Source organism: Citrobacter sp. Ce129 (genome assembly GCF_030334545.1).
GTDB lineage: Bacteria > Pseudomonadota > Gammaproteobacteria > Enterobacterales > Enterobacteriaceae > Citrobacter > Citrobacter europaeus.
The window spans coordinates 207,563-234,038 of sequence record NZ_JAOWDS010000073.1 but is presented as its reverse complement, the minus strand read 5'-3'; the positions used below and the strand labels follow the sequence as shown (position 1 = coordinate 234,038).

Here is a 26,476-nt window from a genome sequence, read left to right as displayed (position 1 = left end):
GCATGAAAAGCCATTGTACATTTCATCTCCAAACATACAAAGTCGCAACATACCTAAAACAAAACAGACATCTACTCTACCTGCACTGAGGCATTCACTATGACTCACCAACGTGATCTACAAGCACTGATCGATTCCGCCCCCGTCGGCAAGACCCAGTGGCGCGTTATCATCTGTTGTTTTCTGGTCGTCATGCTCGATGGTTTTGATACCGCGGCGATTGGTTTTATCGCACCCGACATTCGCACTCATTGGCAACTGACTGCCGGCGATTTGGCGCCGCTGTTTGGCGCGGGCCTGCTGGGTCTGACCGCTGGCGCACTGCTCTGCGGTCCGCTGTCCGATCGTTTTGGTCGCAAACGCGTGATAGAACTCTGCGTGGCGCTGTTCGGCGCATTGAGCCTTTTATCGGCTTTTTCTCCCGACCTACAAACGCTGGTCATTTTGCGCTTCCTTACCGGATTAGGTCTGGGCGGCGCGATGCCAAATACCATCACCATGACGTCAGAATACCTGCCAGCGCGTCGGCGCGGCGCGCTGGTTACCATGATGTTCTGTGGATTTACCCTGGGGTCGGCGATGGGCGGGATTGTCAGCGCGCAGCTGGTGCCGGTCATTGGCTGGCACGGCATCCTGGTGCTGGGAGGCGTTCTACCGCTGATGCTGTTTGTGGCCCTGTTGTTTGCCTTACCGGAATCCCCACGCTGGCAGGTTCGTCGTCAGTTGCCGCAAAACGTGATTGCCAGAACCGTTAGCGCCATCACCCGGGAACGTTATGACAATACCCAATTTTATCTCAACGAGGGCACCGCGATTGCTAAAGGCAGCATTCGCCAGCTGTTCGTCGGGCGACAGCTACCCATTACCCTGATGTTATGGGTGGTGTTCTTTATGAGCTTGCTGATTATTTATCTGCTCTCCAGTTGGATGCCGACGCTGTTAAACCATCGCGGAATAGACCTGCAGCATGCCTCATGGGTGACCGCCGCCTTCCAGATTGGCGGTACGCTCGGCGCGCTGGCGCTGGGAGTGCTGATGGATAAATACAACCCTTTCCGCGTGCTGGCTGTGAGCTATGCGCTGGGTGCGGTGTGTATTGTCATGATTGGCCTGAGCGAAAACGGCTTGTGGCTGATGGCGCTGGCCATTTTTGGCACCGGCATTGGTATCAGTGGTTCTCAGGTGGGCCTCAATGCGTTAACCGCCACGCTTTATCCGACGCAGAGTCGGGCGACGGGCGTCAGCTGGTCTAATGCGATTGGCCGCTGCGGCGCGATTGTCGGCTCGCTATCCGGCGGCGTGATGATGGCGATGAATTTCTCATTCGATAACCTGTTTTTCATTATCGCCGTTCCGGCGGCCATCAGCGCGGTGATGCTAGCCCTGCTGACGGTTGTTATCCGCCAGTCGGCCTCTGCCTCAAATACTCTGCCACGTGCAAGTGTTGTGAATGAATAAGGAGAATCCCTATGTCTGAACTGAATCAGGATGTTAAGAACAGCCGTCAGCAGTTTTACCAGCATATTTCCGGGCAGAATCTGACCCCGTTGTGGGAGTCGCTGCATCGTCTGGTGCCGTCAACGCCGAACGCGAATTGCGCGCCTGCGTACTGGAACTATCAGGAGATCCGTCCGCTACTGCTGGAAAGCGGCGATCTGATTGGCGCGAAAGAGGCGATTCGCCGCGTGCTGGTGCTGGAAAACCCAATGCTGCGCGGACAGTCTTCAATCACCCCGACGCTGTACGCGGGATTGCAGTTAATCATGCCGGGCGAGGTTGCGCCGAGTCACCGCCATAATCAGTCTGCGCTGCGCTTTATTGTCGAAGGGAAAGGGGCATTTACCGCCGTGGATGGTGAGCGTACCCAGATGCATGAAGGCGATTTTATTCTGACCCCGCAGTGGCGCTGGCACGATCACGGCAACCCAGGCAGCGAACCGGTGGTGTGGCTGGACGGTCTGGATCTGCCGCTGGTGAATCTGCTGGGCTGCGGCTTTGCAGAAGACTACCCGGAAGATCAACAGCCGGTCACGCGCAAAGAAGGGGATTATTTACCGCGCTATGCGGCCAATATGCTGCCGCTGCGTCATCAGAAGGGTAACTCATCGCCCATTTTCAACTATCGCTACGATCGCAGCCGTGAAGCGCTACATGACCTGACCCGCATGGGCGACGCCGATGAGTGGGACGGTTACAAGATGCGTTACGTGAACCCGGTAACCGGTGGTTATCCCATGCCTTCAATGGGGACCTTCCTGCAACTGTTGCCGAAGGGCTTTGCTTCGCGGATGGCGCGTACCACCGACAGCACTATCTACCACGTGGTGGAAGGAAGCGGGCAGGTCACCATCGGCAACGAAACCTTCAATTTTTCACCAAAAGATATCTTCGTGGTGCCAACCTGGCACGGCGTGTCGTTCAGGACCCACGAAGATACCGTTTTATTTAGTTTTTCGGACAGACCGGTTCAGGAAGCGCTGGGGTTGTTCCGTGAAGCACGTTATTAATTTGGGAGAGAGAAAATGACGCAATACGTATTCGAACCACAAGCGCCTGTTACCGTTCCGGTGGTTGGCAGTGATGAACAATTTCCCGTACGCCGCGTGTACTGCGTGGGCCGCAACTATGCCGCTCATGCGCGTGAAATGGGCTTTGATCCGGATCGCGAACCGCCGTTCTTCTTCTGTAAACCTGCCGATGCGGTGGTTCCGGTGGCGGCCGGTCAAACCCTCGAACTGCCATACCCTTCGCAGACCGATAACTATCACTATGAGATAGAGCTGGTGGTGGCGATTGGTAAAAAGGGCAGCGATATACCACTGGAAAAAGCGCACGAATATATCTGGGGCTATGCCACCGGTCTGGATATGACCCGCCGCGACAGGCAGATGGAGATGCGCCAGATGGGGCGTCCGTGGGAAATCGGCAAAGCGTTCGATCTCTCTGCCCCCATCGCGCCGCTGCATAAAGCCTGCGAAAGCTCGGATGTTAACCATGCGCCTATCTGGCTGCAGGTCAACGGCGTCGATCATCAGCGGAGCGATATTCGCCACCTCATCTGGTCCGTTAATGAAACCATTAGCTATCTGTCCGGCTTTTTCGAACTGCAGCCGGGCGATTTGATCTACACCGGTACTCCAGAAGGCGTAGGGGCGGTGGTGAAAGGGGATGTGATCACCGGAAACGTAGACGGTTTAACCCCCATCGCCGTGAAGATTGTCTGAGGTGGATGATGAAGCTGTACAGTTTCTTTAATAGCTCCGCGTCATATCGTGTACGCATTGCGCTGGCGCTGAAGGGGCTCGATTACCAGACGGTGGGCGTCAACATTCGCATCGGTCAGCAGAACGAGTTGGCCTACCGGCGGATGAATCCTGTGGGGCTGGTGCCTACGCTGGTTACCGACGACGGAGAATCACTCGGGCAGTCGCTGGCGATAACCGACTGGCTGGACGGCCACTTTCCGCAGTCGCCGCTGCTGCCTGCCGATTTCCCGGCGCGTAGTAAGGTGCTGGAAATCGTCTATGCCATCGCCTGTGATATCCATCCCGTGAATAACATGCGGGTATTGCGCTACCTGAGCGAAGAATTAAAGGTCAGTGAAGAAGATAAAAAACGCTGGTATGCGCACTGGATCCAGCAAGGGTTAAGCGCGGTGGAACAGATGCTGCGCCAGAGTCATTCGGGGACGTTCTGCGTGGGTGATGCGCCGACGCTGGCGGATTGCTGTCTGATCCCACAGTGGGCGAACGCGTTACGTATGGGCTGCGATCTGAGCGGATATCCGCGTTGTAAGGCGGTATATGATGCCTGTATCCAGCTTCCGGCGTTTATCGCCGCCGCGCCCGAGAATCAACAAGACAAAATTCCAGCCTGATAAGGAGAACGACAATGGCTAAAGTGACACGCGCAATTATCGTGGGTGGTGGGATTGGCGGCGCGGCGACTGCGCTATCGCTGGCCCGTCAGGGCATTAAAGTGATGTTGCTGGAGAAAGCGCACGAGATTGGTGAAATTGGCGCAGGTATTCAGCTTGGACCGAACGCGTTCTCTGCTCTGGACAGTCTTGGCGTGGGTGACGTCGCCCGTCAGCGCGCCGTTTTTACCGATCACATCACCATGATGGATGCGGTAAACGCGAAAGAGGTGGTACATATTGAAACCGGGCAGGCGTTTCGCGATCACTTCGGCGGCCCTTATGCGGTTATCCATCGGGTTGATATTCATGCTTCTGTCTGGGAAGCGGCGCTGGTTCACCCCAACGTTGAGTATCGCACTTCAACGAACGTGGTTGATATTCGCCAGACCGAGAATGACGTGACGGTATTTGATGAGCACGGCAACAGCTGGACGGCGGATATTTTGGTGGGCTGTGACGGTGTGAAATCGGTCGTTCGCCAGTCTCTGATTGGCGATGCGCCACGCGTGACCGGGCATGTGGTCTACCGGGCGGTGATTGATTGCGATGATATGCCGGAAGATTTGCGCATTAACGCGCCAGTGTTGTGGGCCGGACCGCACTGCCACCTGGTTCACTATCCGCTGCGCGGCGGCAAACAGTACAATCTGGTGGTGACCTTCCACAGTCGTCAGCAGGAAGAGTGGGGAGTGAAGGATGGCAGTAAAGAGGAGGTTCTCTCCTATTTCGCCGGAATTCACGCGCGACCGCGCCAGATGCTGGATAAACCCACGTCCTGGCGGCGTTGGTCCACTGCCGACCGCGAACCGGTAGAAAAATGGGGCACCGAACGTATTACGCTGGTGGGTGATGCCGCACATCCGGTGGCGCAATATATGGCGCAGGGAGCCTGTATGGCGCTGGAAGATGCCGTCACGCTTGGTAGGGCGTTACAGCAGTGTGACGGCGATGCGGCTGATGCCTTTGCCCTGTATGAGTCGGTGCGTATTCCGCGTACCGCCAGGATTGTCTGGTCGACGCGCGAAATGGGCCGTGTTTATCACGCTGCGGGAGTCGAACGTCAGGTGCGTAATCTGCTGTGGAAAGGGAAATCACAGGCTGAATTTTATCGTGGTATGGAATGGCTGTATGGCTGGAAAGAAGATAACTGCCTGTTGCCGCGCTGAGCCTCTTTAATCTCCCTAACGGAGGCGCTACCATAGCGCCTCTTTTTTTGCGGGTGACGATATGCGTGTTTTACTGGCGCCGATGGAAGGCGTGCTCGACTCACTGGTGCGCGAGCTGCTGACAGAAGTGAATGATTACGACCTGTGCATCACCGAGTTTGTGCGCGTGGTGGATCAGCTCTTGCCGGCAAAAGTATTTCATCGGCTCTGCCCGGAACTGCATAACGACAGTCGGACGCCATCCGGCACGCGGGTGCGCATACAGCTACTGGGGCAGTATCCGCAGTGGCTGGCGGAGAACGCCGCGCGCGCGGTTGAACTGGGATCGTACGGCGTCGATCTGAACTGCGGCTGTCCGTCGAAGCTGGTCAACGGCAGCGGCGGCGGTGCTACGTTATTGAAAGATCCTGAGCTTATCTACCGGGGCGCAAAAGCCATGCGCGAAGCGGTTCCGGCTCATCTCCCGGTGACGGTGAAAGTGCGTCTGGGCTGGGATAACAGCGACCGGCAGTTTGAAATTGCCGATGCCGTCCAGCAGGCTGGCGCCAGCGAACTGGCCGTGCATGGCCGAACCAAGGAGCAGGGCTATAAGGCCGAACATATCAACTGGCAGGCGATCGGTGAGATCCGCCAGCGGCTTTCCATTCCGGTTATCGCGAATGGCGAAATCTGGGACTGGCAAAGCGCCCAGGATTGCATGGCCATCAGCGGATGCGATGCGGTGATGATTGGACGTGGCGCATTAAATATTCCGAACCTGAGTCGCGTGGTGAAGTACAACGAGCCGCGTATGCCGTGGCCTGATGTGGTGAGGTTGTTGCAAAAATATACCCGTCTTGAAAAGCAGGGGGACACCGGGCTGTACCACGTGGCGCGGATTAAACAATGGCTGGGGTATTTGCGAAAAGAATACTCAGAGGCAACTGCACTGTTTCAGGAGATTCGTGCGTTAAACAATTCGCCGGATATCGCTCGGGCAATTCAGGCCATCGAGATTACCGCCTGACGTCAGTTCCGGTAGGCCGGATAAGGCGTTTACGCCGCCATCCGGCATCAGAGAGAATAATCGCCTGACATTTCTGCTATCAGGCTTGGGCGAAATGACAACATCAGAAAATCATCTTAAACACGCCCGTTACCACCAACAGTCCAATCAGAAAAATAATCAGAATTACCCACAGCAGAATTTTCATTAATTTTCCCTTTTTTGGTAAGTTCAGATTGAGTATAGGAAAGTATCAATCATTCTGCCTGGGGGGACTGTTATGCTGGTTTACGTGCGCTGAGCAAAAACACCATTGGCCGCTCTTTTTCTTCATCCAGCGCCGGGTTTTCAGCAATCTGTTGCGCAGACGGTCCCCATTCATCGACACAGACGATGTCGAATCCGGCCCCAACCAACGCATTAATCCAGGTCGCCAGTTTACGGTGCTGTTTTTTGACGCCTTCAGCAAACCAGTTACTGATGCGTTCGCCTTCCTGCTGATAATGATTGACCGGCCAGGACTGTTGCCCGGTTTTATCTTTTATCCAGCCCTGGTTAAGCGGTGCGGTATAAATTGGATGCTCGGCAGAAAAAACTAACATGCCGCCTGGTGTTAATGACTGGTAAATCGTTACCAATAATCGTTCTATATCGCGCAAATAGTGCAGGGCAAGCGAGCTATAAACCAGATCAAAGGAATTTGGCGACAGGGTAAGCATTTCGAGATCTTCACGCTGATAAACGATGCCACTACCCTGAGTCATACTGTGCGCCTGGGTTAACATCTTTTGTGAAATATCCAGTCCCACTACGCTGGCAGCCTGATTATCGCGCGCGTAGCGACAAAACCAGCCATATCCACAGCCCAAATCGAGAATGTTTTTTCCCTGCAGAGAGGGGAGCATAGCTTGTATTGTCGGCCATTCTGGCGCGCCATCGAGTCCTTTCACCGAACGATCCAGCGTGGCGTATCCTGCAAAGAACTCAGGGTCGTCATAGATATTCTGTGACATAACGTCTCCATCTATTAATTATTAAAATTATTTAATCTATATTATTTGTCTGATGTATATTTTTCCGATTATATAATTTTATTGCCAAAGATGTATTGCCACGCGTAACTAAAAAAGCAGGAACGACTAGTCGTAATCTCTGCACATCTTTTCTTACCTGTATATCTCCATGAATCGTAATTCCGTTTTAGTCCCGGCGGCATTGTTGCCGCTTTTTATTCTGATGTCAGGCTGCGCGCCTATGCATGATGACCGCCAGTCTCTGTCGCAGCAGGCTCCTGCTGCGAATGTCGATACCACATTGCCCGCAGCGTTAAAAAATGGCTGGCCAGACAGCCAGTGGTGGAAGGCATACCATGACCCCCAGCTTAATGCGTTGATTGACAACACGTTGCGAAATTCTCCTGATATGCAGGTAGCGGAACAGCGCATTCAACTGGCGGAGGCACAGGCAAAGGCGGTGGAGGCGCAGGATGGCCCGGAGATCGACTTCTCCGCGGACGTTGAGCGTCAGAGAATGTCAGCCGAAGGGCTGATGGGACCGTTTGCCATTACCGATCCGGCCGCCGGGACGACAGGGCCGTGGTACACCAACGGCACCTTTGGTTTAACCGCAGGCTGGAATCTGGATCTGTGGGGTAAGAATCGGGCTGAAGTGACGGCGCGTATAGGGGCCGTTAAGGCGCGTGAAGCCGAACGTGAGCAAACCCGACAGTTGCTGGCGAGCGGTGTGTCTCGACTATACTGGGAATGGCAAACGCAGGCCGCGCTGAAAACCGTGCTGACGCAAATCGAAACTGAGCAGCAAAACGTGATTACCGTCGATCGTCAGCTGTATCAAAACGGTCTTACTTCTTCAGTGGAAGGCGTTGAAACCGACATCGATTCCAGCAAGACAGAGCAGCAGTTAAACGACGTCAGCGGTAAAATGAAGGTCATCGAGGCGCGACTGAGCGCGCTGACTAATGCCCAGTCCACTGCCCTGAAGCTCCATACGACCAAACTGCCTGCGGTCGAAAGTCAGCTCCCGTCCCAGTTAGGTTACTCGCTACTGGCCCGCCGACCGGATTTACAGGCGGCGCACTGGTACATCGAATCATCGCTGAGCAGCATTGATGCGGCGAAAGCGGCGTTTTATCCCGATGTGAATCTGATAGCGTTTTTACAACAGGATGCGTTACATCTGAGCGACCTGTTCCGCCATTCCGCACAGCAAATGGGTGTCACAGCCGGACTCACGCTGCCTGTCTTCGACAGCGGCAGACTAAATGCGAATCTCGACATAACCAAAGCCCAAAGCAACCTGACGGTGGCGAATTACAATAAAGCCGTGGTAGATGCAGTGAATGACGTGGCGCGAGCAGCTTCGCAGGTGGAAACACTGGCGCAGAAAAATCAGCATCAGCAGCAGATTGAGCATGATGCCCAGCGCGTCGTGGGTCTGGCGCAGGCGCGCTTTAATGCCGGTATTATTGCTGGCTCCCGGGTCAGCGAGGCAAAGATCCCGGCTTTACGCGAGCAGTGCAACGGTCTGCTTTTACAAGGCCAGTGGCTGGATGCCTCAATCCAGTTGACCAGCGCGCTGGGTGGTGGTTATCACGCGTCCTGACTGTTCGGCCCGCGGTGTTAAGCTGTCGGGCCATTTTCATTGCGCTTACGTGCGCTTCGCCGTTTCATCCACCAGCGGACGCCCGCGACTATCCCGATAACCAGCACCAGCCAGATGCCATGCTTGATATGCTGGTCAAGGCTGTGCAGCCACGGCGCAATCACTTCGCCACCGACATAGCCGAGAGTGGTAAATAGCGATGCCCAGACAAATGCGCCAAGAATATTCAACGGTAAAAAAATCTTCGGCGGCAGGTGACTGGCGCCAATCAGCAAAGGACCAATAACGCGAAAGCCATACATAAAGCGCGTACCGACCACAAACAGGTAAGGACGTCGCTGGATCATCTTTTGTGCATAATCAATTTTTGCCTGATGGCGCGAGAAACGCTGCAAAATTTTGCCGCCAAAACGGCGTCCGAGTAAATAGAGCAACTGATCGCCAATCATCCCACCCAGTGCGACCGAGAGTACCACCAGCGGAAATTTCAGAACGCCCTGATGTGCCGCCACACCGCCTAACAGGGTAATGGTTTCGCCTTCCGCCAGGCTGCCGATGATTAACGCAGCATAGCCGTATTGCGCAACATAATGATTTATATCCATACGATTGTATGACCTCCACTACTAATAGCATACACCCTATGAATATTTGATGCCGGAAAAGCACAACCTGGCGCTTCGGTATTTTTCCTGTGTACATAAAATAATCAAAAGCTGAATTATACTTGAAGTGTTGAGGTCCGGAGCTGACAAGAAGGGGGCGGTATGAACCATGTCTGGGGGCTGTTTTCCCATCCCGATCGTGAAATGCACGTGATCAACAGCGAAAACGAAAGTGTTTCGCATCACTATACCCACCATGTACTGCTGATGGCGGCAATCCCGGTTATTTGCGCGTTTATCGGCACCACGCAAATCGGCTGGAATTTTGGCGATGGCAATATCCTGAAATTATCCCTGTTAACCGGATTGGCGATGGCGATTCTGTTTTACGGGGTGATGCTGGCAGGCGTCGCCGTCATGGGCCGGGTTATCTGGTGGATGGCGCGAAATTACCCGCAGCGTCCGTCGCTGGCGCATTGTATGGTGTTTGCCGGATATGTCGCGACGCCGCTGTTTTTAAGCGGGCTCGTCGCACTTTATCCGCTGGTCTGGCTGTGCGCATTGGTGGGGACCATCGCGCTGTTTTACACCGGCTATTTACTTTACCTCGGTATACCGACTTTCCTGAATATCACTCGTGAGGAAGGGTTAAGTTTTTCCAGTTCGACGCTGGCGATCGGTGTGCTGGTACTGGAAGTTTTGCTGGCTATTACGGTAATCCTGTGGGGTTACGGCTATCGGTTATTCTGACGGATAAACCTGTCTGCGCTGCGTTGTTGACGTAAAAGTCAGCAACGCAGCATTTCGAGACGATTCTCCTGTGGCGGCAAACCTGCCGGATCGCTATGATGCCTGAGCTAGCTTGAGATAATACTTAGTCTCAGGCGGTGTGCGTTGTGACGTGCGTGAACCATTATCAGAAATCTCATCATGCTGAAATTCCGAGTTTCATTATTAAGCCTTGCCCTGGTGCTGGCCGTTCCTTTTGCACCCCAAGCCGTGGCTAAAACGGCAACTACCGCAGCGGCTTCTCAACCTGAGATAGCATCCGGTAGCGCGATGATTGTTGATCTGAATACCAACAAAGTTATCTATTCGAACCATCCGGACCTTGTGCGTCCGATTGCGTCGATTACCAAATTAATGACGGCGATGGTGGTGCTTGATGCGCGACTGCCGCTGAATGAAAAGCTGAAAGTTGATATTAGCCAGACGCCGGAAATGAAAGGCATTTACTCTCGCGTTCGACTTAACAGCGAAATTAGCCGTAAAGACATGCTGTTGCTGGCGCTGATGTCATCAGAAAACCGCGCGGCGGCGAGCCTGGCGCATCATTACCCGGGCGGATATAACGCGTTTATCAAAGCCATGAATGCCAAAGCGAAATCGCTCGGTATGACTCAGACACGCTTTGTGGAACCCACCGGCTTATCGATTCATAACGTTTCGACGGCCCGGGACTTAACCAAACTGCTGATTGCCAGCAAACAGTATCCGCTGATTGGCCAGCTAAGTACGACGCGCGAAGATATGGCGACGTTTGCCAATCCGGCGTATACGCTGCCGTTTCGTAACACCAACCATTTGGTATACCGCGATAACTGGAATATTCAGTTAACGAAAACCGGGTTTACCAATGCGGCGGGTCACTGTCTGGTGATGCGCACGGTGATTAATAACAAACCGGTGGCGCTGGTGGTGATGGATGCATTTGGTAAATATACCCACTTTGCCGATGCCAGCCGTTTACGTACCTGGATTGAAACGGGCAAGGTGATGCCGGTTCCGGCGGCGGCGCTGAGCTATAAAAAGCAAAAAGCCGCGCAGATGGCGGCGGCAGGTTCGGCGACGGGCGAGCAAACCGCACAGAACGATTAAACAAGACGTCTTATCCGGCCTGCACAAAACTAATGTGGCTGTAGGCCGGGCAAGCGAAGCGCCCCCGGCAACATGCCCGGTGGCGCTTATCTTTTTTTTGCTTTACGACTCTTTCCAGAACTTCTGCTTACTCGTTTTCCCAATACCCGGATTCATACTGTTGGTGGGATCGTTCTCACGGTAAAAACGGGTCAAGGTTTCCGGCGCCTGATACAGATGCCCGACGTTGTGCTCTGCCGGATACTGCGCCCCACGCTCGCGCAGGAGTTCCAGCATTTGCTCTTTCAGCGCATGCGCGTCCACGCCTTTTTTCACAATGTAATCCTGATGGAAGACGTAGCACATAAAGTGACCGTAATAGAGTTTGTGCACCAGTTGGCTGTCGATCTCTGGAGGCAGATGCTCGTACCATTCGGTATCGTTACGGCGTAGCGCGATATCCAGCGCCAGAATATCTTCCACTTCATCGGCATGCACGGCCTGATAACGTATAGCCGCGCCAGCCGCCGCAAAGCGGTGTAAAAACGCCTTGCTGCCTTCTTCCGCGGTACAGGCAAAGAAATCGCCTTCAGCGGTTTTGAAATATTCGCTAAGCCAGTTTTGCGCTTCAGCCACGCCGCCGCCGGCCATTTTTAACAGCAGGTGATGTTCGTACTTATCGCGCCAGCTTTTCATGCGCGCCGGTAAGTGGCTGGGGAACAAATGACCAAATTTCTGCATTGCGCGATCGGTGAAGTGCGGACGGAAAATTTTCACTTTTTCCAGCATCGCATCGGTGCGACCTTTCAGGGTGAAGAAGAACGGCATTTTGTCGGTGCCGAGCTTGTCGATCATCAGAAACGTATCTTTGCCGTATTGCTCAGCAATGTCGTAAATATCGCGGTGCATGTATTCACCGGCGACCGGCAGATGCTCAAATTTTGCCAGAATATGCCGGCGGATCTCTGTCAATACCTCTGGCTGGTTGGTGCCGATATAAAAGACCTGCTGGTTTTTTTCGGCTTCGAAGGTGTCCAGGCGCACGGCGAAAACCGCGAGCTTGCCGGCACAACCGGATGATTCAAACAATCTATCCGGGTCGGCGTTATAGCGTGCAGGCGTGTTCGCCTCGATATCTCTGACGCGGGTAACGTAGTCGTGATCGTGCGCATGACGCCCGTCATGGCGGACATCGTCATCTTTAATCCGCTCGTCATCAAGTTTGCTCAGGATCTGCTCCGGGGTCTGGCCCAGCTCGATACCCAGGTGGTTAACCAGCTGTAATTTGCCCTGTTCGTCAATACGCGCAAACAGCGACATCTCCGTGTATGCCGGACCGCGCTGTACCAGTGAGCCGCCGGAGTTGTTGCAAATGCCGCCGATAACCGAAGCGCCGATGCAAGACGAACCGATCACTGAATGCGGCTCACGGCCAAACGGTTTGAGCGCTTTTTCCAGCGAATAAAGCGTGGTTCCAGGGTAAGCCAAAACCTGTTCGCCTTTGCCAATGACGTGCAGCTTATCAAGACGCAGAGTGCTGATAATGACAATCTCGCGGTCATAATCATTACCGCTCGGCGTAGAACCTTCGGTCAGACCGGTGTTTGCGGCCTGCATCAGGATGATTTTATCTGCGGCGACGCAGGCGCTCAAAACGCGCCACAGTTCTAAAAGCGAGCCCGGGAACACGACGGCAAGCGCATCGCCCTGACCGGAGCGGAAGCCCTTGCGATAGCGGGCGGTTTTAGCAGGGTCTGTGAGCAGGTGTGAATGACCCACCAGACGGGTCAGTTCATTCAGAAAAGCTTTATTATCTGTTGTAATGGAAGACATTCTCCACTCCTTGTGGTGGGACTCAATATCAGGAACAAGCATAGCGCTTTGTATGACAATACGCTTTCTCATTCATAATGTCTCTGGTTCGTCTTCTACTGATTCGCGCTGGTTTTGAAAATTAGGAGAATAACCTTAGCTTTCTTTATCGCTCCCGTTTAGTCTTACGGCAAACTGCGGTTTTTGTTATATTTTCGCTGCCTCGTCGGGAAAAAATAAAGAGAGAATCAACATGAAATGGCTATGTTCTGTAGGTGTCGCGGTGAGTCTGGCGTTGCAACCCGCGTTGGCGGACACTCTGTTTGGTAACCATCCGCTGACGCCAGAAGCGCGGGATGCCTTCGTTACCGATTTACTCAAGCAGATGACCGTGGATGAGAAAATTGGGCAACTCCGTTTGATAAGCGTCGGGCCTGATAATCCGAAAGAAGCCATCCGCGAGATGATCAAAGACGGGCAGGTTGGGGCTATTTTTAACACCGTCACACGCCAGGATATTCGCAAAATGCAGGATCAGGTGATGGAACTCAGCCGCCTGAAAATCCCTCTCTTTTTTGCCTACGACGTATTACACGGTCAGCGTACCGTGTTCCCAATTAGCCTCGGTCTGGCGTCCTCCTTTAATCTCGATGCGGTCAGAACCGTTGGTCGGGTTTCTGCGTATGAAGCCGCCGATGATGGTCTGAATATGACCTGGGCGCCGATGGTCGACGTCTCGCGCGATCCGCGCTGGGGGCGTGCCTCAGAAGGATTTGGTGAAGATACGTATTTGACCGCCACAATGGGCAAAACCATGGTGGAAGCGATGCAGGGGAAAAGCCCGGCCGACAGGTATTCGGTGATGACCAGCGTTAAGCACTTCGCCGCCTATGGCGCGGTTGAGGGCGGCAAGGAATATAACACCGTCGATATGAGCCCGCAGCGTCTGTTCAACGACTACATGCCGCCGTACAAAGCCGGACTGGATGCTGGTAGCGGTGCGGTGATGGTAGGGCTTAATTCGCTGAACGGCACGCCAGCAACCTCGGATGCCTGGCTGTTAAAAGACGTGCTGCGCGATGAGTGGGGCTTTAAGGGCATCACCGTTTCCGATCACGGCGCGATTAAGGAACTGATTAAGCACGGCACCGCCTCCGATCCTGAAGATGCAGTGCGCGTGGCGATCAAGTCCGGCATCAACATGAGCATGAGCGATGAGTATTACAGCAAATACCTGCCGGGGTTGATTAAGTCAGGCAAAGTCACGATGGCGGAACTGGATGACGCCGCGCGCCACGTGCTGAACGTGAAATATGATATGGGCCTGTTTAACGATCCGTACAGCCATCTGGGGGCCAAAGAATCTGACCCGCAGGACACCAATGCTGAAAGCCGATTGCATCGCAAAGAAGCGCGTGAAGTGGCGCGTGAAAGTCTGGTACTGCTGAAGAACCGTCTGGAAACATTGCCGCTGAAAAAATCCGCCACCGTGGCGGTTGTCGGTCCGCTGGCTGACAGCAAGCGTGATGTCATGGGCAGTTGGTCTGCTGCCGGTGTGGCCGATCAGTCGGTAACGGTGCTGACGGGGATTAAAAACGCCATCGGTGAGCAGGGTAAAGTGGTGTACGCGAAAGGGGCGAACATCACCAACGACAAAGGCATTGTTGATTTCCTCAATCTGTATGAAGAGGCGGTGAAGGTTGACCCGCGTTCGCCGCAGGCGATGATCGATGAGGCCGTTAACGCCGCGAAGCAGTCTGACGTCGTGGTCGCGGTCGTCGGTGAGGCGCAGGGAATGGCGCATGAAGCTTCCAGCCGCACCGATATCACTATTCCACAGAGTCAGCGTGACCTGATTGCCGCGCTGAAAGCCACGGGTAAACCGTTGGTTCTGGTGCTGATGAATGGACGTCCGCTGGCGCTGGTGAAGGAAGACCAACAGGCCGATGCGATCCTTGAAACCTGGTTTGCCGGGACGGAAGGCGGTAACGCCATCGCCGATGTGCTGTTTGGCGATTACAACCCGTCAGGTAAGCTGCCGATGTCTTTCCCGCGCTCCGTTGGACAGATCCCGGTCTATTACAGCCATCTCAATACCGGCCGCCCATATAATGCCGATAAGCCGAATAAGTACACGTCGCGCTACTTTGATGAAGCGAATGGTCCGTTGTATCCCTTTGGCTATGGCCTGAGCTATACCACGTTCACGGTTTCTGATGTGAAACTCTCTTCCCCAACGATGAAGCGTGACGGGACAGTGACGGCCAGCGTGCAGGTGACCAACACCGGCAAGCGCGAAGGTGCGACGGTTATTCAGATGTATTTGCAGGATGTGACCGCGTCAATGAGTCGTCCGGTAAAACAGCTGAAAGGTTTTGAGAAAGTAAATCTTAAGCCGGGCGAAACCCAGACCGTAAGCTTCCCGATTGACGTTGAAGCGCTGAAGTTTTGGAACCAGCGCATGCAATACGATGCGGAACCGGGCAAGTTCAACGTCTTTATCGGCGATGATTCTGCCAGAGTGAAGCAGGGCGAATTTGAGCTGCTGTAATTGATGAATAAAGCCACGCATCATGCCTGATGGCGTTACGCTTACCAGGCTGACTAAATAGAATCATCCGGCAAATTCACTTTGGGTTTGCCGGATTTTTTTATTTTATTATCGCCTTACCGCTAATAACTCTCAGTGTTACTACCCAATTGCCAGGTTAAGGCTTGATTTTTCGACTATGCTTTTTCCTCAAGTCTCTGAAAAGGGCCGCAAAAGGATGAGGAGTACAGCATGATAATCTCAAAAGTATGGGTGGGCTCACTGGCGCTTTTAGCCGCGATAAGCTTACCCTTACAGGCCGCGTCACCCGTCACGGTCGGTTCAAAAATAGATACCGAAGGGGCGCTGCTAGGCAACATTATTTTGCAGGTGCTCGAAAGTCACGGCGTGAAAACCGTCAATAAAGTACAACTGGGTACCACTCCGGTAGTGCGTGGAGCCATCACCTCCGGTGAGCTGGATATTTATCCGGAATATACCGGCAATGGGGCATTCTTTTTTAAAGATGAGAATGATCCTGCGTGGAAGAATGCGCAGGCCGGTTTCGACAAAGTGAAAAAGCTGGACGCAGAGCAAAATAAGCTGGTCTGGCTAACGCCTGCGCCCGCCAACAATACCTGGACCATTGCTATACGCCAGGATATCGCACAAAAGAACAAGCTAGAGTCGCTTGCTGATTTAGGTCGTTACCTGAAAGACGGGGGAACGTTCAAGCTTGCCGCCTCTGCGGAATTCATCGAACGCGCTGACGCGTTGCCTGCGTTTGAAAAAGCCTATGATTTCAAACTGAAGCAAAATCAGTTGTTGTCACTGGCGGGGGGTGATACCGCGGTGACAATTAAAGCGGCGGCGCAGCAGACTTCTGGAGTCAATGCGGCGATGGCCTACGGCACCGACGGTCCGGTTGCGGCGCTCGGTCTGCAAACATTAAGCGATCCAAAAGGCGTCCAGCCCATTTATGCCCCTGCGCCCGTTGTGCGTGAATCGGTGCTGAAGGACTACCCGCAAATGGGAGAATGGCTACAACCGGTATTTGCCAGCCTGGATGAAAAAACGCTGCAACAACTGAATGCCAGTATTGCCGTGGAGGGGCTGGATGCGAAAAAAGTCGCAGCAGACTACCTGAAGCAAAAAGGATGGGTGAAGTAACGGAGTTTGCAGCGGGTGGGTGTTTTGTCGAAAATTTCAGTAAATCGGGTGTTGCTGCTGCTGGTGCTTCTTACCTTCGCGGCGGCAGCGCTTCCTTTCATTAGCTATGCTCCCAATCGCCTGGTTTCCGGCGAAGGTCGTCAACTCTGGGATATCCGGCCCGACATGGCGTGGGGATTGGCGGTGGCTTGCTTGCTGCTGTTTCTTCTGTGCTTTGTACCGGGAAAGTCCGGCAATATATTGACGCTTGTTATTAGCCAGCTGTTGGTGATTGCGGCGCTGGTAACCGCAGGAGCAACGGCAACGTATCTGGCCCAGACCGGTAGCCCGCTGGCCAGAACCAGCCTGGGCAGTGGGTTCTGGTTGGGACTGGGGCTGATGCTGCTGGCCGCCAGTGACGCCATTCGTCGCATCACCGAACAGGCGTCATGGCGATGGCTGTTGCATGCGCAAATGTTTATTTTGCCGCTGGTGCTTTTGTTCTCCGGCACGTTTAGCGATCTTTCTCTGCTTAAAGAATATGCCAACCGTCAGGATGTCTTTAATGACGCACTGGCGCAACATCTGACAATTCTGTTCGCTACCGTGGTGCCCGCGATGCTCATTGGCGTGCCGCTGGGCGTCTGGTGTGCTTTTTCTGTCGCTCGCCAGGGGCCGGTATTCGCGGCACTGAATATCATCCAGACCATTCCCTCCGTCGCGCTGTTTGGCCTGTTAATTGCGCCCCTCGCCGGGCTGGTGAAGCACTTTCCGGTGTTGGGTTCGCTTGGCGTCGCCGGAACCGGTCTGACGCCTGCGCTTATTGCGTTGGTACTGTATGCGCTCTTACCGCTGGTTCGCGGCGTAGTGGCTGGATTGAATCAGGTTCCACGCGATGTGCTGGAAAGCGCCCGGGCGATGGGGATGAGCGCGCGGCAGCGGTTTATCTCGGTGCAGTTTCCACTGGCGTTGCCGGTCTTCTTGCGCAGCTTGCGGGTGGTCATGATCCAGACAGTGGGGATGGCGGTGATTGCCGCGCTGATTGGCGCAGGGGGATTTGGCGCGCTGGTCTTTCAGGGACTGCTCAGTAGCGCCGTTGATTTAGTTCTGCTGGGCGTGATCCCGGTAGTTGTGCTGGCAGTGTTGATCGATGCGCTGTTTGATTTAGGTCTCGCGCTGCTAAAGGTATCGAATAATGATTGAATTTCGCCATGTCAGTAAAACCTATGGTCAGCACAGGGCCGTCGATGACCTTAATCTGCAGTTAGGGGAGGGCAGCTTTTCGGTATTAATTGGTACGTCGGGTTCGGGGAAGTCCACCACGCTGAAGATGATCAACCGTCTGGTGGAGCATGACAGCGGGCAGATCCGATTTGCCGGGGAGGAGATCCGCAGCCTACCGGTGCTGGAGTTACGACGACGTATGGGGTACGCGATTCAGTCGATTGGTTTGTTTCCACACTGGACCGTTGCGCAGAACATCGCCACCGTACCACAGCTGCAAAAGTGGTCGCGCTCACGTATTGATGACCGAACAGATGAACTGATGGCGCTGCTGGGTCTTGAGGCGAGTTTGCGTCACCGTTATCCGCATCAGCTTTCCGGCGGACAGCAGCAGCGGGTCGGGGTTGCGCGTGCGTTGGCGGCAGACCCGCAGGTGCTATTGATGGATGAGCCTTTTGGCGCGTTGGATCCGGTCACCCGCGGTGCGCTGCAACTGGAGATGACGCGCATTCACCGTCTGCTGGGGCGTACCATTGTGCTGGTGACACATGATATCGATGAGGCGCTGAGGCTGGCGGAGCATCTGGTTCTGATGGATGCAGGAAAGGTTGTGCAGCAAGGTGCGCCGATGTCGATGCTGACTGCGCCAGCGAATGATTTCGTGCAAACCTTTTTTGGCCGTAGTGAACTGGGCGTAAGGCTGTTGTCACTGCGCACGGTAGGTGATTTTATCCGTCGCGGCGAACGCTCAGATGGTGAACCGCTAGTGGATGAGATGACGCTTCGTGATGCGTTGTCGGTGTTTGTGGCGCGCGGTTGCGAGGTTTTACCGGTTGTGACGCCGCAGGGGTTGCCTTGCGGGACGCTTCATTTTCGCGATCTGCTTTCGGAGATGCCGACCCGTGAAACGTCTTGCTGATCCGCTGCTTTGGCTGGTTGTCCTGTTCCTGATCCTGTTGGTCGGGTTACCGCACAGTCAGGCCCTGTTTAGTTCGCTGTTCCCCGAGTTGCCGCGACCGGTGTATCAGCAGGAAAGTTTTACGACGCTGGCGTTAAGCCACTTTGCGCTGGTGGGGATTTCAAGTCTTATCGCCGTCATCATCGGCACGGGGGCGGGAGTTGTGGTAACCCGGTCCTGGGGCGTGGAATTCAGGCCGATGGTGGAAACGATTGCCGCCGTGGGGCAGACTTTTCCTCCGGTCGCCGTGCTGGCAATCGCCGTACCGGTGATGGGGTTTGGGCTTGAACCCGCGATTATCGCGCTGATCCTGTATGGCGTGTTACCGATCCTGCAGGCAACACTGGCGGGACTCGGCGGCATTTCTCCCAGCGTGATGGAGGTAGCCAGCGGAATGGGAATGAGTCAGAGCCAGCGGCTGCGCAAAGTGGAGTTGCCGCTGGCGGCACCGGTCATCCTGGCGGGGATTCGCACGTCGGTGATTATTAATATCGGCACCGCAACAATCGCCTCAACCGTCGGGGCGAACACGCTGGGCACGCCGATTATTATCGGGCTTAGCGGGTTCAATACCGCTTATGTGATTCAGGGCGCGCTGCTGGTCGCGCTGGCGGCAGTGATAGTTGATCGCGGGTTTGAGCGATTAGCGAGCCGCCTTACCCGGCACGTAAAATGAATGTGTAGCCTGCCAGCATGACGCCGCCGATACCGCCGATAGCCATTAGCAGAAAGAGGGTGATAACACCGATTTTAGCTGCGCTCATTATGCACTCCTTATGTGAATTCAAGGATTGTACACGTTTGTTAATAGAATATTAAGAGCCTGGATCAGTAGGCGTTATTGGCGCAGACAGTTTGAACACGGACAGCGCGGAAGAACCGGAGCGTACACGTACTACGTGAGGATTATTCGCTACGCTCACCCTCCGGGCCGCCCTAAAGGGCGTTCAAAACTCTCTGAGTGTTGTCTGAGCACTGCCCAGGTTCGAAATGGCAAGCAAAATAGCCCTAATGGGCCAGGCTCTAAATACCGAGTGGATAAATATCGTGACCCAACGCGCGCCATTCGTTCAACTGTTGCTGCTGTGCGGGCGTTTGGCTCTCGCCGCACCAGACGAGTAAGGTTCGACCTTCAAACAACTCAGGTCGCAATTGGTTCAGCGAGTGGGCGAGGACGTCAACGCGCCATCCCTGCTGGCTGGCTACCCAACCCTCCAGCCATAAACGGGTGGTATCGTGAATGTTCCAGCCGACAACCAGGGCGTCTTTACCCTGTTTCTTGCGCGCCGAAGCCAGACAAATTGCGATGTAGTTGATGAGGACGCCGTCGAGGATCCCCAGTAACGCCTGCAGGATCGGCTGTTGGCATTGCAGGCGTCGGCGTAACGGAATGAACAAATGGGTATTGAGCGTTTGTGCGGGATAATCCTGACCGCGCTCCTTGATCCACAGTCTGAGGCTATGCAAATTATTACTTTGCAAATAGCTCAACAGCGTCTCTTGTTGTTCGCGCCAGCCGTTATGGACATCAATGTTCTCATTGCTGAGCAGCATTTTTACCTTACTGACCTGAACGCCGTTGTTTATCCAGCGTTTTATCTCACGGATCCTGTCGATATCCGCGTCGTTAAACAGGCGATGCCCGCCGTCTGTCCGCTGCGGTTTGAGTAATCCGTAACGCCTCTGCCACGCGCGTAAAGTGACAGGGTTGATATCACAAAGCAAAGCCACTTCACCTATTGTGTAAAGCGCCATCGTCGTCTCACTTATGCTCGCGAGGTCCCAGTTTTACTTTAGACGCTCTTTTGCGAACCAGGTAGTTTTGTCTGTTTTTTGTTCAACGAATGGGCGAATTTGTAGTCATGCTCGCGCTTTCGAGTGATCGTTCTCACAAATTCCTTTTTTTTTGCAACACTTCAAAGAAAGTTACGCGCAGCCCATGTATGTTACGCGCTTTTAAGTGATATGTGGTTGGCGGGTATGTACGAGTTTAATCTGGTGTTGCTGCTGCTTCAGCAGATGTGTGTGTTTCTCGTTATCGCGTGGCTCATGAGCAAAACGCGTTTGTTTATCCCGCTGATGCAGGTCACGATCCGGCTCCCGCATAAGCTGCTTTGCTACGTCACCTTTTCCATTTTCTGCATTTTGGGCACCTATTTCGGGCTGCACATTGATGATTCTATTGCCAACACCCGTGCTATTGGCGCGGTGATGGGCGGGCTGCTTGGCGGCCCGGTGGTTGGCGGTTTAGTCGGCCTGACCGGCGGCTTACATCGTTATTCCATGGGCGGAATGACGGCGCTCAGTTGCATGATTTCAACCATTGTGGAAGGTTTACTCGGCGGGCTGGTGCACAGTGTACTCACCCGTCGCGGTCGCACCGATAAAGTCTTTAGCCCACTGACCGCGGGGGCTATTACCTTTGTTGCCGAACTGGTGCAGATGCTGATCATCTTGTTAATTGCTCGTCCGTTCGATGACGCGTTTCGACTGGTCAGCAATATCGCCGCGCCGATGATGGTGACTAATACCGTGGGCGCGGCCCTGTTTATGCGTATTTTGCTCGATAAACGGGCGATGTTTGAAAAATATACCTCCGCTTTTTCCGCCACAGCGCTCAAAGTTGCTGCTTCCACGGAAGGTATATTGCGCCAGGGATTCAACGAAGTTAACAGCATGAAGGTTGCCCAGGTGCTGTATGAGGAGCTGGATATCGGTGCCGTGGCGATTACCGATCGCGAGAAGCTGCTGGCATTTACCGGTATTGGCGACGACCATCATCTGCCCGGTAAACCGATTTCCTCCTCGTACACCCAACGGGCGATAGAAACCGGCGAGGTGGTGTATGCCGATGGGAATGAAGTCCCTTACCGCTGCTCTTTGCATCCGCAATGTAAATTAGGCTCAACGTTGGTCATCCCTTTGCGGGGCGAAAACCAGCGGGTGATGGGGACTATCAAGCTGTATGAAGCCAAAAACCGTCTCTTTAGCTCGATCAACCGCACGCTGGGGGAAGGGATCGCCCAACTGCTTTCGGCGCAGATTCTGGCCGGGCAGTATGAGCGGCAAAAAGCGATGCTGACGCAGTCGGAAATCAAACTCCTGCATGCACAGGTGAATCCCCATTTTCTGTTTAATGCGCTCAACACCATTAAAGCCGTAATCCGACGCGATAGCGAGCAGGCCAGTCAACTGGTGCAGTATTTGTCGACGTTCTTTCGCAAAAACTTAAAGCGCCCGTCGGAGATTGTGACGCTGGCCGATGAAATTGAGCATGTTAACGCCTATCTGCAAATTGAAAAGGCGCGCTTTCAGTCGCGCCTGCAGGTGACCTTAACGGTGCCAGATGCGCTTGCTCATCAGCAATTACCCGCTTTCACCTTACAACCGATCGTGGAGAATGCCATCAAGCATGGTACCTCTCAGCTACTGGATACCGGGGAAGTGTCGATTACCGCCCGCCGCGAAGGGCTGTATCTGATGCTGGATATTGAAGACAACGCCGGGTTGTATCAGCCAACGTCTGAGGCCAGCGGATTGGGTATGAATCTGGTCGATAAACGACTGCGCGAGCGGTTTGGCGACGATTTTGGCATCAGCGTAGCGTGTGAACCTGACCGTTTTACCCGAATCACTTTACGACTTCCTCTGGAGGAACTGGCATGATCAAAGTGCTGCTTGTCGATGACGAACCGTTAGCGCGGGAGAATCTGCGGATCCTGTTGCAGGAGCAAAGCGACATCGAGATTGTCGGGGAATGCTCGAATGCGGTGGAAGCCATCGGCGCGGTACATAAGCTGCGTCCGGATGTCCTGTTTCTTGATATTCAGATGCCGCGTATCAGCGGCCTGGAAATGGTCGGCATGCTTGATCCCGAGCATCGCCCGTACATTGTTTTCCTTACGGCCTTTGATGAGTATGCGGTGAAGGCCTTTGAAGAACACGCGTTTGATTATCTGCTCAAACCGATTGAAGAAGCGCGGCTGGAAAAAACGCTGATCCGTTTACGCCAGGAGCGCACCAAGCAGGATGTATCACTACTGCCCGAGAATCAGCAGGCGCTGAAGTTTATTCCGTGCAGCGGTCATAGCCGAATTTATCTGCTGCAAATGGATGATGTGGCGTTTATCAGCAGCCGTATGAGCGGCGTGTATGTGACCAGTAGTGATGGTAAAGAGGGGTTCACCGAACTGACGCTCAGAACGCTGGAAAGTCGTACTCCTCTGCTGCGCTGTCACCGGCAATATCTGGTGAATATGGCGCAATTGCAGGAGATCCGTCTGGAAGATAACGGTCAGGCGGAGCTGATTTTGCGTAACGGCCTGACCGTTCCAGTAAGCCGCCGTTATCTTAAAAGTCTAAAAGAGGCGATTGGACTGTAAAACTGGTACACTGCGCGCCATTGCATCACCGACAGTTGAAGGCTCTATGCTAAGTAACGATATTCTTCGTAGCCTGCGCTACACCCTGAAAGCGAACAATAACGACATGGTGCGTATTCTTGCGCTTGCTGACATGGAATCCACCTCCGCAGGTTTCGATACCTGGATGACAAAAGAAGATGAAGACGGGTTTGTGCGCTGCCCGGATATCATTCTCTCCGGTTTTTTAAACGGACTGATTTATCATCTGCGTGGTAAAGATGATTCTGCGCCGGAACTGGCGCTTGAGCGTCGTGTTAACAACAATACGGTACTGAAAAAGCTGCGTATCGCCTTTTCGCTGAAAACCGATGATATTCTGGCCATTATGACCGGGCAGAAGTTTCGTGTGTCGATGCCGGAAATCACCGCCATGATGCGCGCGCCGGACCATAAGAATTATCGCGAATGCGGCGATCAGTTTCTACGTTATTTCCTGCGAGGTTTGACCTTCCACGTGCATAACGCGAAGTCTTAAAGCGTAAAGCGGGCGACCACGATGAATATCGGGTCGCCGGTGGTTTACTTCACTTCTTTAAAACCCGCCGATTCCATTACCGTTTGCATTTGCTTCATGCTGATGTTTTTATCGGCATTCTCAGAAAGCTTCATCCCGGAAATTGCCTGCAATGCTTTTATATCAACTTTTTCCATATCGATAGTGACATTTTCCTGCGCGTAGGTATCTGTATAGCTGAGCTTTTCTTCTATACCCGCGATATTTTGATATTTAGCGCTTAACGCGTCGAATACTTTCGCGGCTTCTTCTTTATTGCTGGCGCCGATCGATGCATAGCTGATTTTACTTTCGGAGGTCTGTTTCAGAACCTTATCGCCTTTATAGGTGTAAGAGACGGTAATATCCGAACCGTTAAGGTTGGCATTAAATGTTTTTGTCTCTTCTTTATCACCACATCCCGTCAGAGAACAAACGACAACCGACGCTGCGACAAGTGAAACTAATTTTTGAAACGCTTTCATGTAAAACTCCATTTCATGAATGTTGGATGCTAAATAATAGCGCCAATGAATTTGATGGGTCCGAACGGCCTTAATAGCAGAGCAGTATAGAATAAATCTAATCGCGTTGGCTGAGCAGTCCGAAAATGGAGTGAGGCAGTGTGTTTAAGATTAGGGATAAAATCATTCAGCAAAAAAAGCGCTGCAGTTGCAGCGCTTGAGATGTCTGATTTACTTCACCTGTTGGCCAGGTTTTGCGCCTTCGTCCGGGCTTAACAGGAAGATATCTTTCCCGCCAGGACCTGCCGCCATTACCATCCCTTCAGAAATGCCGAAGCGCATCTTACGAGGAGCCAGGTTAGCAACCATAATGGTCTGGCGTCCAATCAGGGTTTGTGGATCCGGATAAGCAGAACGAATGCCGGAGAAGACGTTACGCTTCTCGCCGCCGAGATCCAGCGTCAGACGCAGCAGTTTGTCGGAACCTTCCACGAATTCAGCGTTTTCAATTAGCGCCACGCGCAGGTCAACTTTGGCGAAATCGTCAAAGGTGATGGTTTCCTGAATTGGATCATCCGCCAGCGGGCCGATTACCGGTGCGGCAGCGGCTTTCACTTCTTCTTTCGATGCTTCCACCAGCGCTTCAACTTGTTTCATGTCAATGCGATTGTAGAGCGCCTTGAAGGTGTTGACCTTGTGACCGAGCAGCGGCTGCTCAATGGCATCCCAGCTCAGTTCGCAGTTCAGGAACGCTTCTACACGTTCAGCAAGCGTTGGCAGAACCGGCTTCAGGTAAGTCATCAGCACACGGAACAGGTTGATACCCATGGAACAGATCGCCTGCAGGTCGACATCGCGGCCTTCCTGTTTAGCCACGACCCACGGAGCCTGTTCGTCAACGTAGCGGTTTGCCACGTCGGCCAGCGCCATGATTTCACGGATAGCTTTGCCGAATTCACGACTTTCCCACGCTTCGCCAATCACCGTTGCGGCGTCGGTGAAGGTTTTATACAACGCCGGATCGGCCAGCTCAGCCGCCAGAACGCCGTCAAAACGCTTAGCGATAAAGCCCGCGTTACGTGAAGCCAGGTTGACCACTTTGTTAACGATATCGGCGTTTACGCGCTGGACAAAGTCTTCCAGGTTCAGGTCGATGTCATCAATGCGTGAAGAAAGCTTCGCGGTGTAGTAGTAGCGCAGACTGTCGGCATCAAAGTGCTTCAGCCAGGTGCTGGCCTTAATAAAGGTGCCGCGAGATTTGGACATCTTCGCGCCGTTCACCGTCACATAACCGTGTACGAACAGATTGGTCGGCTTACGGAAATTGCTGCCTTCCAGCATGGCAGGCCAGAACAGACTGTGGAAATAGACGATGTCTTTGCCAATGAAGTGATAAAGTTCGGCGTCGGAATCTTTCTTCCAATACTCTTCAAAACTGGTGGTGTCACCACGCTTATCGCACAGGTTTTTGAATGAACCCATGTAGCCAATAGGCGCATCCAGCCAGACGTAGAAGTACTTGCCTGGCGCATCCGGGATTTCAAAACCGAAGTACGGGGCATCGCGGGAAATATCCCACTGCTGCAGGCCGGACTCGAACCATTCCTGCATTTTGTTGGCAACCTGCTCCTGTAACGCGCCGCTGCGCGTCCAGGCCTGCAGCATCTCGCTGAAGGACGGCAGGTCAAAGAAGAAGTGTTCGGAGTCGCGCATTACCGGCGTCGCGCCAGAAACGACGGATTTCGGCTCGATAAGTTCGGTCGGGCTGTAGGTTGCGCCACAGACTTCACAGTTATCGCCGTATTGATCCGGTGATTTACATTTCGGGCAGGTGCCTTTAACAAAACGGTCCGGCAGGAACATGCCTTTTTCCGGATCGTAAAGCTGGGAGATTGTACGGTTCTTAATAAAACCGTTCTCCTTCAGGCGCGTGTAAATCAGCTCAGACAGCTCACGGTTTTCTTCGCTGTGCGTAGAGTGGTAGTTGTCATAGCTGATGTCAAAACCTGCAAAATCAGTCTGATGCTCCTGACTCATTTCACCGATCATCTGCTCTGGCGTGATCCCAAGCTGCTGCGCTTTCAGCATGATTGGCGTGCCGTGTGCGTCGTCCGCGCAGATGAAGTTAACCTGGTGGCCGCGCATTCGCTGGTAACGGACCCAGACATCAGCCTGGATGTGCTCCAGCATATGGCCGAGGTGGATTGAGCCGTTGGCGTACGGCAGTGCGCACGTTACCAGAATTTTCTTCGCGACTTGAGTCATAGT

The 26,476-nt window shown here is 53.6% G+C and carries 25 protein-coding genes; 17 read left to right on the top strand and 8 right to left on the bottom strand.

Features of this window, described 5'->3' with window-relative positions; genetic code table 11:
- The first annotated feature begins 99 nt into the window (after window positions 1-99).
- From mhbT to dusC, 6 genes are all read left to right on the top strand, one after another.
- Window positions 100-1,458, top strand: coding sequence for a 3-hydroxybenzoate transporter MhbT (gene mhbT / locus OGV77_RS20765; RefSeq protein WP_043016949.1), 1,359 nt, complete (start codon window positions 100-102; stop codon window positions 1,456-1,458).
- Between the two features lie 11 nt (window positions 1,459-1,469).
- Window positions 1,470-2,507: a gentisate 1,2-dioxygenase gene (gene gtdA, locus OGV77_RS20760; RefSeq protein WP_043016948.1), complete on the top strand. Its 1,038-nt coding sequence runs from the start codon at window positions 1,470-1,472 to the stop codon at window positions 2,505-2,507.
- Window positions 2,508-2,522: 15 nt separating this feature from the next.
- A complete protein-coding gene (locus OGV77_RS20755; protein ID WP_286502970.1) occupies window positions 2,523-3,224 on the top strand; it encodes a fumarylacetoacetate hydrolase family protein in 702 nt (233 codons plus the stop codon).
- 8 nt (window positions 3,225-3,232) lie between these two features.
- Entirely contained in the window at window positions 3,233-3,877 is a 645-nt protein-coding gene (maiA, locus tag OGV77_RS20750) for a maleylacetoacetate isomerase (RefSeq protein WP_043016946.1), read from the top strand.
- A 14-nt stretch (window positions 3,878-3,891) separates the two neighbouring features.
- Window positions 3,892-5,085 (top strand): 3-hydroxybenzoate 6-monooxygenase, encoded by a 1,194-nt coding sequence (locus tag OGV77_RS20745; protein ID WP_043016945.1) that lies wholly within the window; start codon window positions 3,892-3,894, stop codon window positions 5,083-5,085.
- Window positions 5,086-5,146: 61 nt separating this feature from the next.
- Complete coding sequence (dusC, locus tag OGV77_RS20740; protein WP_043016944.1) at window positions 5,147-6,091, top strand: tRNA dihydrouridine(16) synthase DusC; 945 nt, start codon at window positions 5,147-5,149, stop codon at window positions 6,089-6,091.
- 103 nt (window positions 6,092-6,194) lie between these two features.
- Here the strand turns inward: dusC and yohP are convergent, their stop codons facing one another.
- Both yohP and OGV77_RS20735 read right to left on the bottom strand, forming a co-directional pair.
- Window positions 6,195-6,278, bottom strand: a complete 84-nt coding sequence (yohP, locus tag OGV77_RS24925; RefSeq protein WP_015572324.1) for a small membrane protein YohP — start codon at window positions 6,276-6,278, stop codon at window positions 6,195-6,197.
- A gap of 70 nt (window positions 6,279-6,348) precedes the next feature.
- Entirely contained in the window at window positions 6,349-7,083 is a 735-nt protein-coding gene (locus OGV77_RS20735) for a class I SAM-dependent methyltransferase (RefSeq protein ID WP_087051326.1), read from the bottom strand.
- 169 nt (window positions 7,084-7,252) lie between these two features.
- Between OGV77_RS20735 and mdtQ the strand changes: the two genes are divergently transcribed.
- Entirely contained in the window at window positions 7,253-8,692 is a 1,440-nt protein-coding gene (mdtQ, locus tag OGV77_RS20730) for a multidrug resistance outer membrane protein MdtQ (RefSeq protein ID WP_043016942.1), read from the top strand.
- Between the two features lie 17 nt (window positions 8,693-8,709).
- Here mdtQ and OGV77_RS20725 read toward each other — a convergent pair whose 3' ends face one another.
- Window positions 8,710-9,297, bottom strand: coding sequence for a DedA family protein (locus tag OGV77_RS20725; protein WP_043016941.1), 588 nt, complete (start codon window positions 9,295-9,297; stop codon window positions 8,710-8,712).
- 162 nt (window positions 9,298-9,459) lie between these two features.
- Between OGV77_RS20725 and OGV77_RS20720 the strand changes: the two genes are divergently transcribed.
- Both OGV77_RS20720 and pbpG read left to right on the top strand, forming a co-directional pair.
- Entirely contained in the window at window positions 9,460-10,047 is a 588-nt protein-coding gene (locus tag OGV77_RS20720; RefSeq protein ID WP_043016940.1) for a Yip1 family protein, read from the top strand.
- A 180-nt stretch (window positions 10,048-10,227) separates the two neighbouring features.
- The gene (pbpG, locus tag OGV77_RS20715) at window positions 10,228-11,175 is read left to right on the top strand and encodes a D-alanyl-D-alanine endopeptidase (protein ID WP_047410000.1); all 948 of its coding nucleotides are present in this window, start codon (window positions 10,228-10,230) and stop codon (window positions 11,173-11,175) included.
- A gap of 102 nt (window positions 11,176-11,277) precedes the next feature.
- On the opposite strand, the gene dld is transcribed toward pbpG, so the two are convergent.
- Window positions 11,278-12,987, bottom strand: a complete 1,710-nt coding sequence (dld, locus tag OGV77_RS20710) for a D-lactate dehydrogenase (RefSeq protein WP_075145919.1) — start codon at window positions 12,985-12,987, stop codon at window positions 11,278-11,280.
- A gap of 232 nt (window positions 12,988-13,219) precedes the next feature.
- Here dld and bglX point away from each other — a divergent pair, with 232 nt between their 5' ends.
- The 5 genes from bglX (at window position 13,220) to OGV77_RS20685 (ending at window position 19,503) form a co-directional block, all read left to right on the top strand.
- Window positions 13,220-15,517 carry a beta-glucosidase BglX gene (gene bglX / locus OGV77_RS20705; protein WP_087051327.1) on the top strand — a complete coding sequence of 766 codons (2,298 nt, stop codon included), beginning with the start codon at window positions 13,220-13,222 and terminating at the stop codon, window positions 15,515-15,517.
- Between the two features lie 231 nt (window positions 15,518-15,748).
- Complete coding sequence (gene osmF / locus OGV77_RS20700; protein WP_075145921.1) at window positions 15,749-16,666, top strand: glycine betaine ABC transporter substrate-binding protein OsmF; 918 nt, start codon at window positions 15,749-15,751, stop codon at window positions 16,664-16,666.
- Window positions 16,667-16,681: 15 nt separating this feature from the next.
- Window positions 16,682-17,848 carry an ABC transporter permease gene (locus OGV77_RS20695; protein WP_087051328.1) on the top strand — a complete coding sequence of 389 codons (1,167 nt, stop codon included), beginning with the start codon at window positions 16,682-16,684 and terminating at the stop codon, window positions 17,846-17,848.
- Window positions 17,841-18,788, top strand: a complete 948-nt coding sequence (locus OGV77_RS20690) for an ABC transporter ATP-binding protein (protein ID WP_043016935.1) — start codon at window positions 17,841-17,843, stop codon at window positions 18,786-18,788. Before OGV77_RS20695 ends, OGV77_RS20690 begins: the two co-directional genes overlap by 8 nt.
- Window positions 18,772-19,503, top strand: a complete 732-nt coding sequence (locus OGV77_RS20685) for an ABC transporter permease (RefSeq protein ID WP_043016934.1) — start codon at window positions 18,772-18,774, stop codon at window positions 19,501-19,503. Before OGV77_RS20690 ends, OGV77_RS20685 begins: the two co-directional genes overlap by 17 nt.
- Here OGV77_RS20685 and OGV77_RS20680 read toward each other — a convergent pair.
- Window positions 19,484-19,591 (bottom strand): protein YohO, encoded by a 108-nt coding sequence (locus OGV77_RS20680; RefSeq protein WP_003027354.1) that lies wholly within the window; start codon window positions 19,589-19,591, stop codon window positions 19,484-19,486. The genes OGV77_RS20685 and OGV77_RS20680 overlap by 20 nt on opposite strands.
- Before the next feature lie 259 nt (window positions 19,592-19,850).
- Window positions 19,851-20,582 carry an HTH-type transcriptional regulator MlrA gene (gene mlrA / locus OGV77_RS20675; RefSeq protein WP_043016933.1) on the bottom strand — a complete coding sequence of 244 codons (732 nt, stop codon included), beginning with the start codon at window positions 20,580-20,582 and terminating at the stop codon, window positions 19,851-19,853.
- 225 nt (window positions 20,583-20,807) lie between these two features.
- Between mlrA and OGV77_RS20670 the strand changes: the two genes are divergently transcribed.
- Genes OGV77_RS20670 through OGV77_RS20660 form a run of 3 tightly spaced genes read left to right on the top strand, consistent with a single transcriptional unit; the run spans window position 20,808 to window position 23,726 of the window.
- On the top strand, window positions 20,808-22,493 hold the full coding sequence (locus tag OGV77_RS20670; RefSeq protein ID WP_043016932.1) for a sensor histidine kinase: 1,686 nt from the start codon (window positions 20,808-20,810) through the stop codon (window positions 22,491-22,493).
- Entirely contained in the window at window positions 22,490-23,209 is a 720-nt protein-coding gene (gene btsR, locus OGV77_RS20665; protein ID WP_087051329.1) for a two-component system response regulator BtsR, read from the top strand. The genes OGV77_RS20670 and btsR overlap by 4 nt, the downstream gene beginning before the upstream one ends.
- A gap of 46 nt (window positions 23,210-23,255) precedes the next feature.
- Window positions 23,256-23,726 carry a YehS family protein gene (locus OGV77_RS20660; protein WP_043017948.1) on the top strand — a complete coding sequence of 157 codons (471 nt, stop codon included), beginning with the start codon at window positions 23,256-23,258 and terminating at the stop codon, window positions 23,724-23,726.
- 44 nt (window positions 23,727-23,770) lie between these two features.
- On the opposite strand, the gene OGV77_RS20655 is transcribed toward OGV77_RS20660, so the two are convergent.
- Window positions 23,771-24,229, bottom strand: a complete 459-nt coding sequence (locus OGV77_RS20655; RefSeq protein WP_043016931.1) for a YehR family lipoprotein — start codon at window positions 24,227-24,229, stop codon at window positions 23,771-23,773.
- 210 nt (window positions 24,230-24,439) lie between these two features.
- The gene (metG, locus tag OGV77_RS20650) at window positions 24,440-26,473 is read right to left on the bottom strand and encodes a methionine--tRNA ligase (protein ID WP_087051330.1); all 2,034 of its coding nucleotides are present in this window, start codon (window positions 26,471-26,473) and stop codon (window positions 24,440-24,442) included.
- Window positions 26,474-26,476: the final 3 nt, after the last annotated feature.

Bases quoted from the DNA above. Each gene is read 5' to 3' on its own strand.
- mlrA (WP_043016933.1), bottom strand. From the start codon at position 20,582: ATGGCGCTTTACACAATAGGTGAAGTGGCTTTGCTTTGTGATATCAAC.
- OGV77_RS20720 (WP_043016940.1), top strand. From the start codon at position 9,460: ATGAACCATGTCTGGGGGCTGTTTTCCCATCCCGATCGTGAAATGCAC.
- OGV77_RS20735 (WP_087051326.1), bottom strand. From the start codon at position 7,083: ATGTCACAGAATATCTATGACGACCCTGAGTTCTTTGCAGGATACGCC.
- mhbT (WP_043016949.1), top strand. From the start codon at position 100: ATGACTCACCAACGTGATCTACAAGCACTGATCGATTCCGCCCCCGTC.
- osmF (WP_075145921.1), top strand. From the start codon at position 15,749: ATGATAATCTCAAAAGTATGGGTGGGCTCACTGGCGCTTTTAGCCGCG.
- OGV77_RS20670 (WP_043016932.1), top strand. From the start codon at position 20,808: ATGTACGAGTTTAATCTGGTGTTGCTGCTGCTTCAGCAGATGTGTGTG.
- gtdA (WP_043016948.1), top strand. From the start codon at position 1,470: ATGTCTGAACTGAATCAGGATGTTAAGAACAGCCGTCAGCAGTTTTAC.
- dusC (WP_043016944.1), top strand. From the start codon at position 5,147: ATGCGTGTTTTACTGGCGCCGATGGAAGGCGTGCTCGACTCACTGGTG.
- OGV77_RS20745 (WP_043016945.1), top strand. From the start codon at position 3,892: ATGGCTAAAGTGACACGCGCAATTATCGTGGGTGGTGGGATTGGCGGC.
- bglX (WP_087051327.1), top strand. From the start codon at position 13,220: ATGAAATGGCTATGTTCTGTAGGTGTCGCGGTGAGTCTGGCGTTGCAA.
- metG (WP_087051330.1), bottom strand. From the start codon at position 26,473: ATGACTCAAGTCGCGAAGAAAATTCTGGTAACGTGCGCACTGCCGTAC.
- dld (WP_075145919.1), bottom strand. From the start codon at position 12,987: ATGTCTTCCATTACAACAGATAATAAAGCTTTTCTGAATGAACTGACC.
- maiA (WP_043016946.1), top strand. From the start codon at position 3,233: ATGAAGCTGTACAGTTTCTTTAATAGCTCCGCGTCATATCGTGTACGC.
- OGV77_RS20680 (WP_003027354.1), bottom strand. From the start codon at position 19,591: ATGAGCGCAGCTAAAATCGGTGTTATCACCCTCTTTCTGCTAATGGCT.
- OGV77_RS20755 (WP_286502970.1), top strand. From the start codon at position 2,523: ATGACGCAATACGTATTCGAACCACAAGCGCCTGTTACCGTTCCGGTG.
- OGV77_RS20660 (WP_043017948.1), top strand. From the start codon at position 23,256: ATGCTAAGTAACGATATTCTTCGTAGCCTGCGCTACACCCTGAAAGCG.
- OGV77_RS20690 (WP_043016935.1), top strand. From the start codon at position 17,841: ATGATTGAATTTCGCCATGTCAGTAAAACCTATGGTCAGCACAGGGCC.
- mdtQ (WP_043016942.1), top strand. From the start codon at position 7,253: ATGAATCGTAATTCCGTTTTAGTCCCGGCGGCATTGTTGCCGCTTTTT.
- pbpG (WP_047410000.1), top strand. From the start codon at position 10,228: ATGCTGAAATTCCGAGTTTCATTATTAAGCCTTGCCCTGGTGCTGGCC.
- yohP (WP_015572324.1), bottom strand. From the start codon at position 6,278: ATGAAAATTCTGCTGTGGGTAATTCTGATTATTTTTCTGATTGGACTG.
- btsR (WP_087051329.1), top strand. From the start codon at position 22,490: ATGATCAAAGTGCTGCTTGTCGATGACGAACCGTTAGCGCGGGAGAAT.
- OGV77_RS20725 (WP_043016941.1), bottom strand. From the start codon at position 9,297: ATGGATATAAATCATTATGTTGCGCAATACGGCTATGCTGCGTTAATC.
- OGV77_RS20655 (WP_043016931.1), bottom strand. From the start codon at position 24,229: ATGAAAGCGTTTCAAAAATTAGTTTCACTTGTCGCAGCGTCGGTTGTC.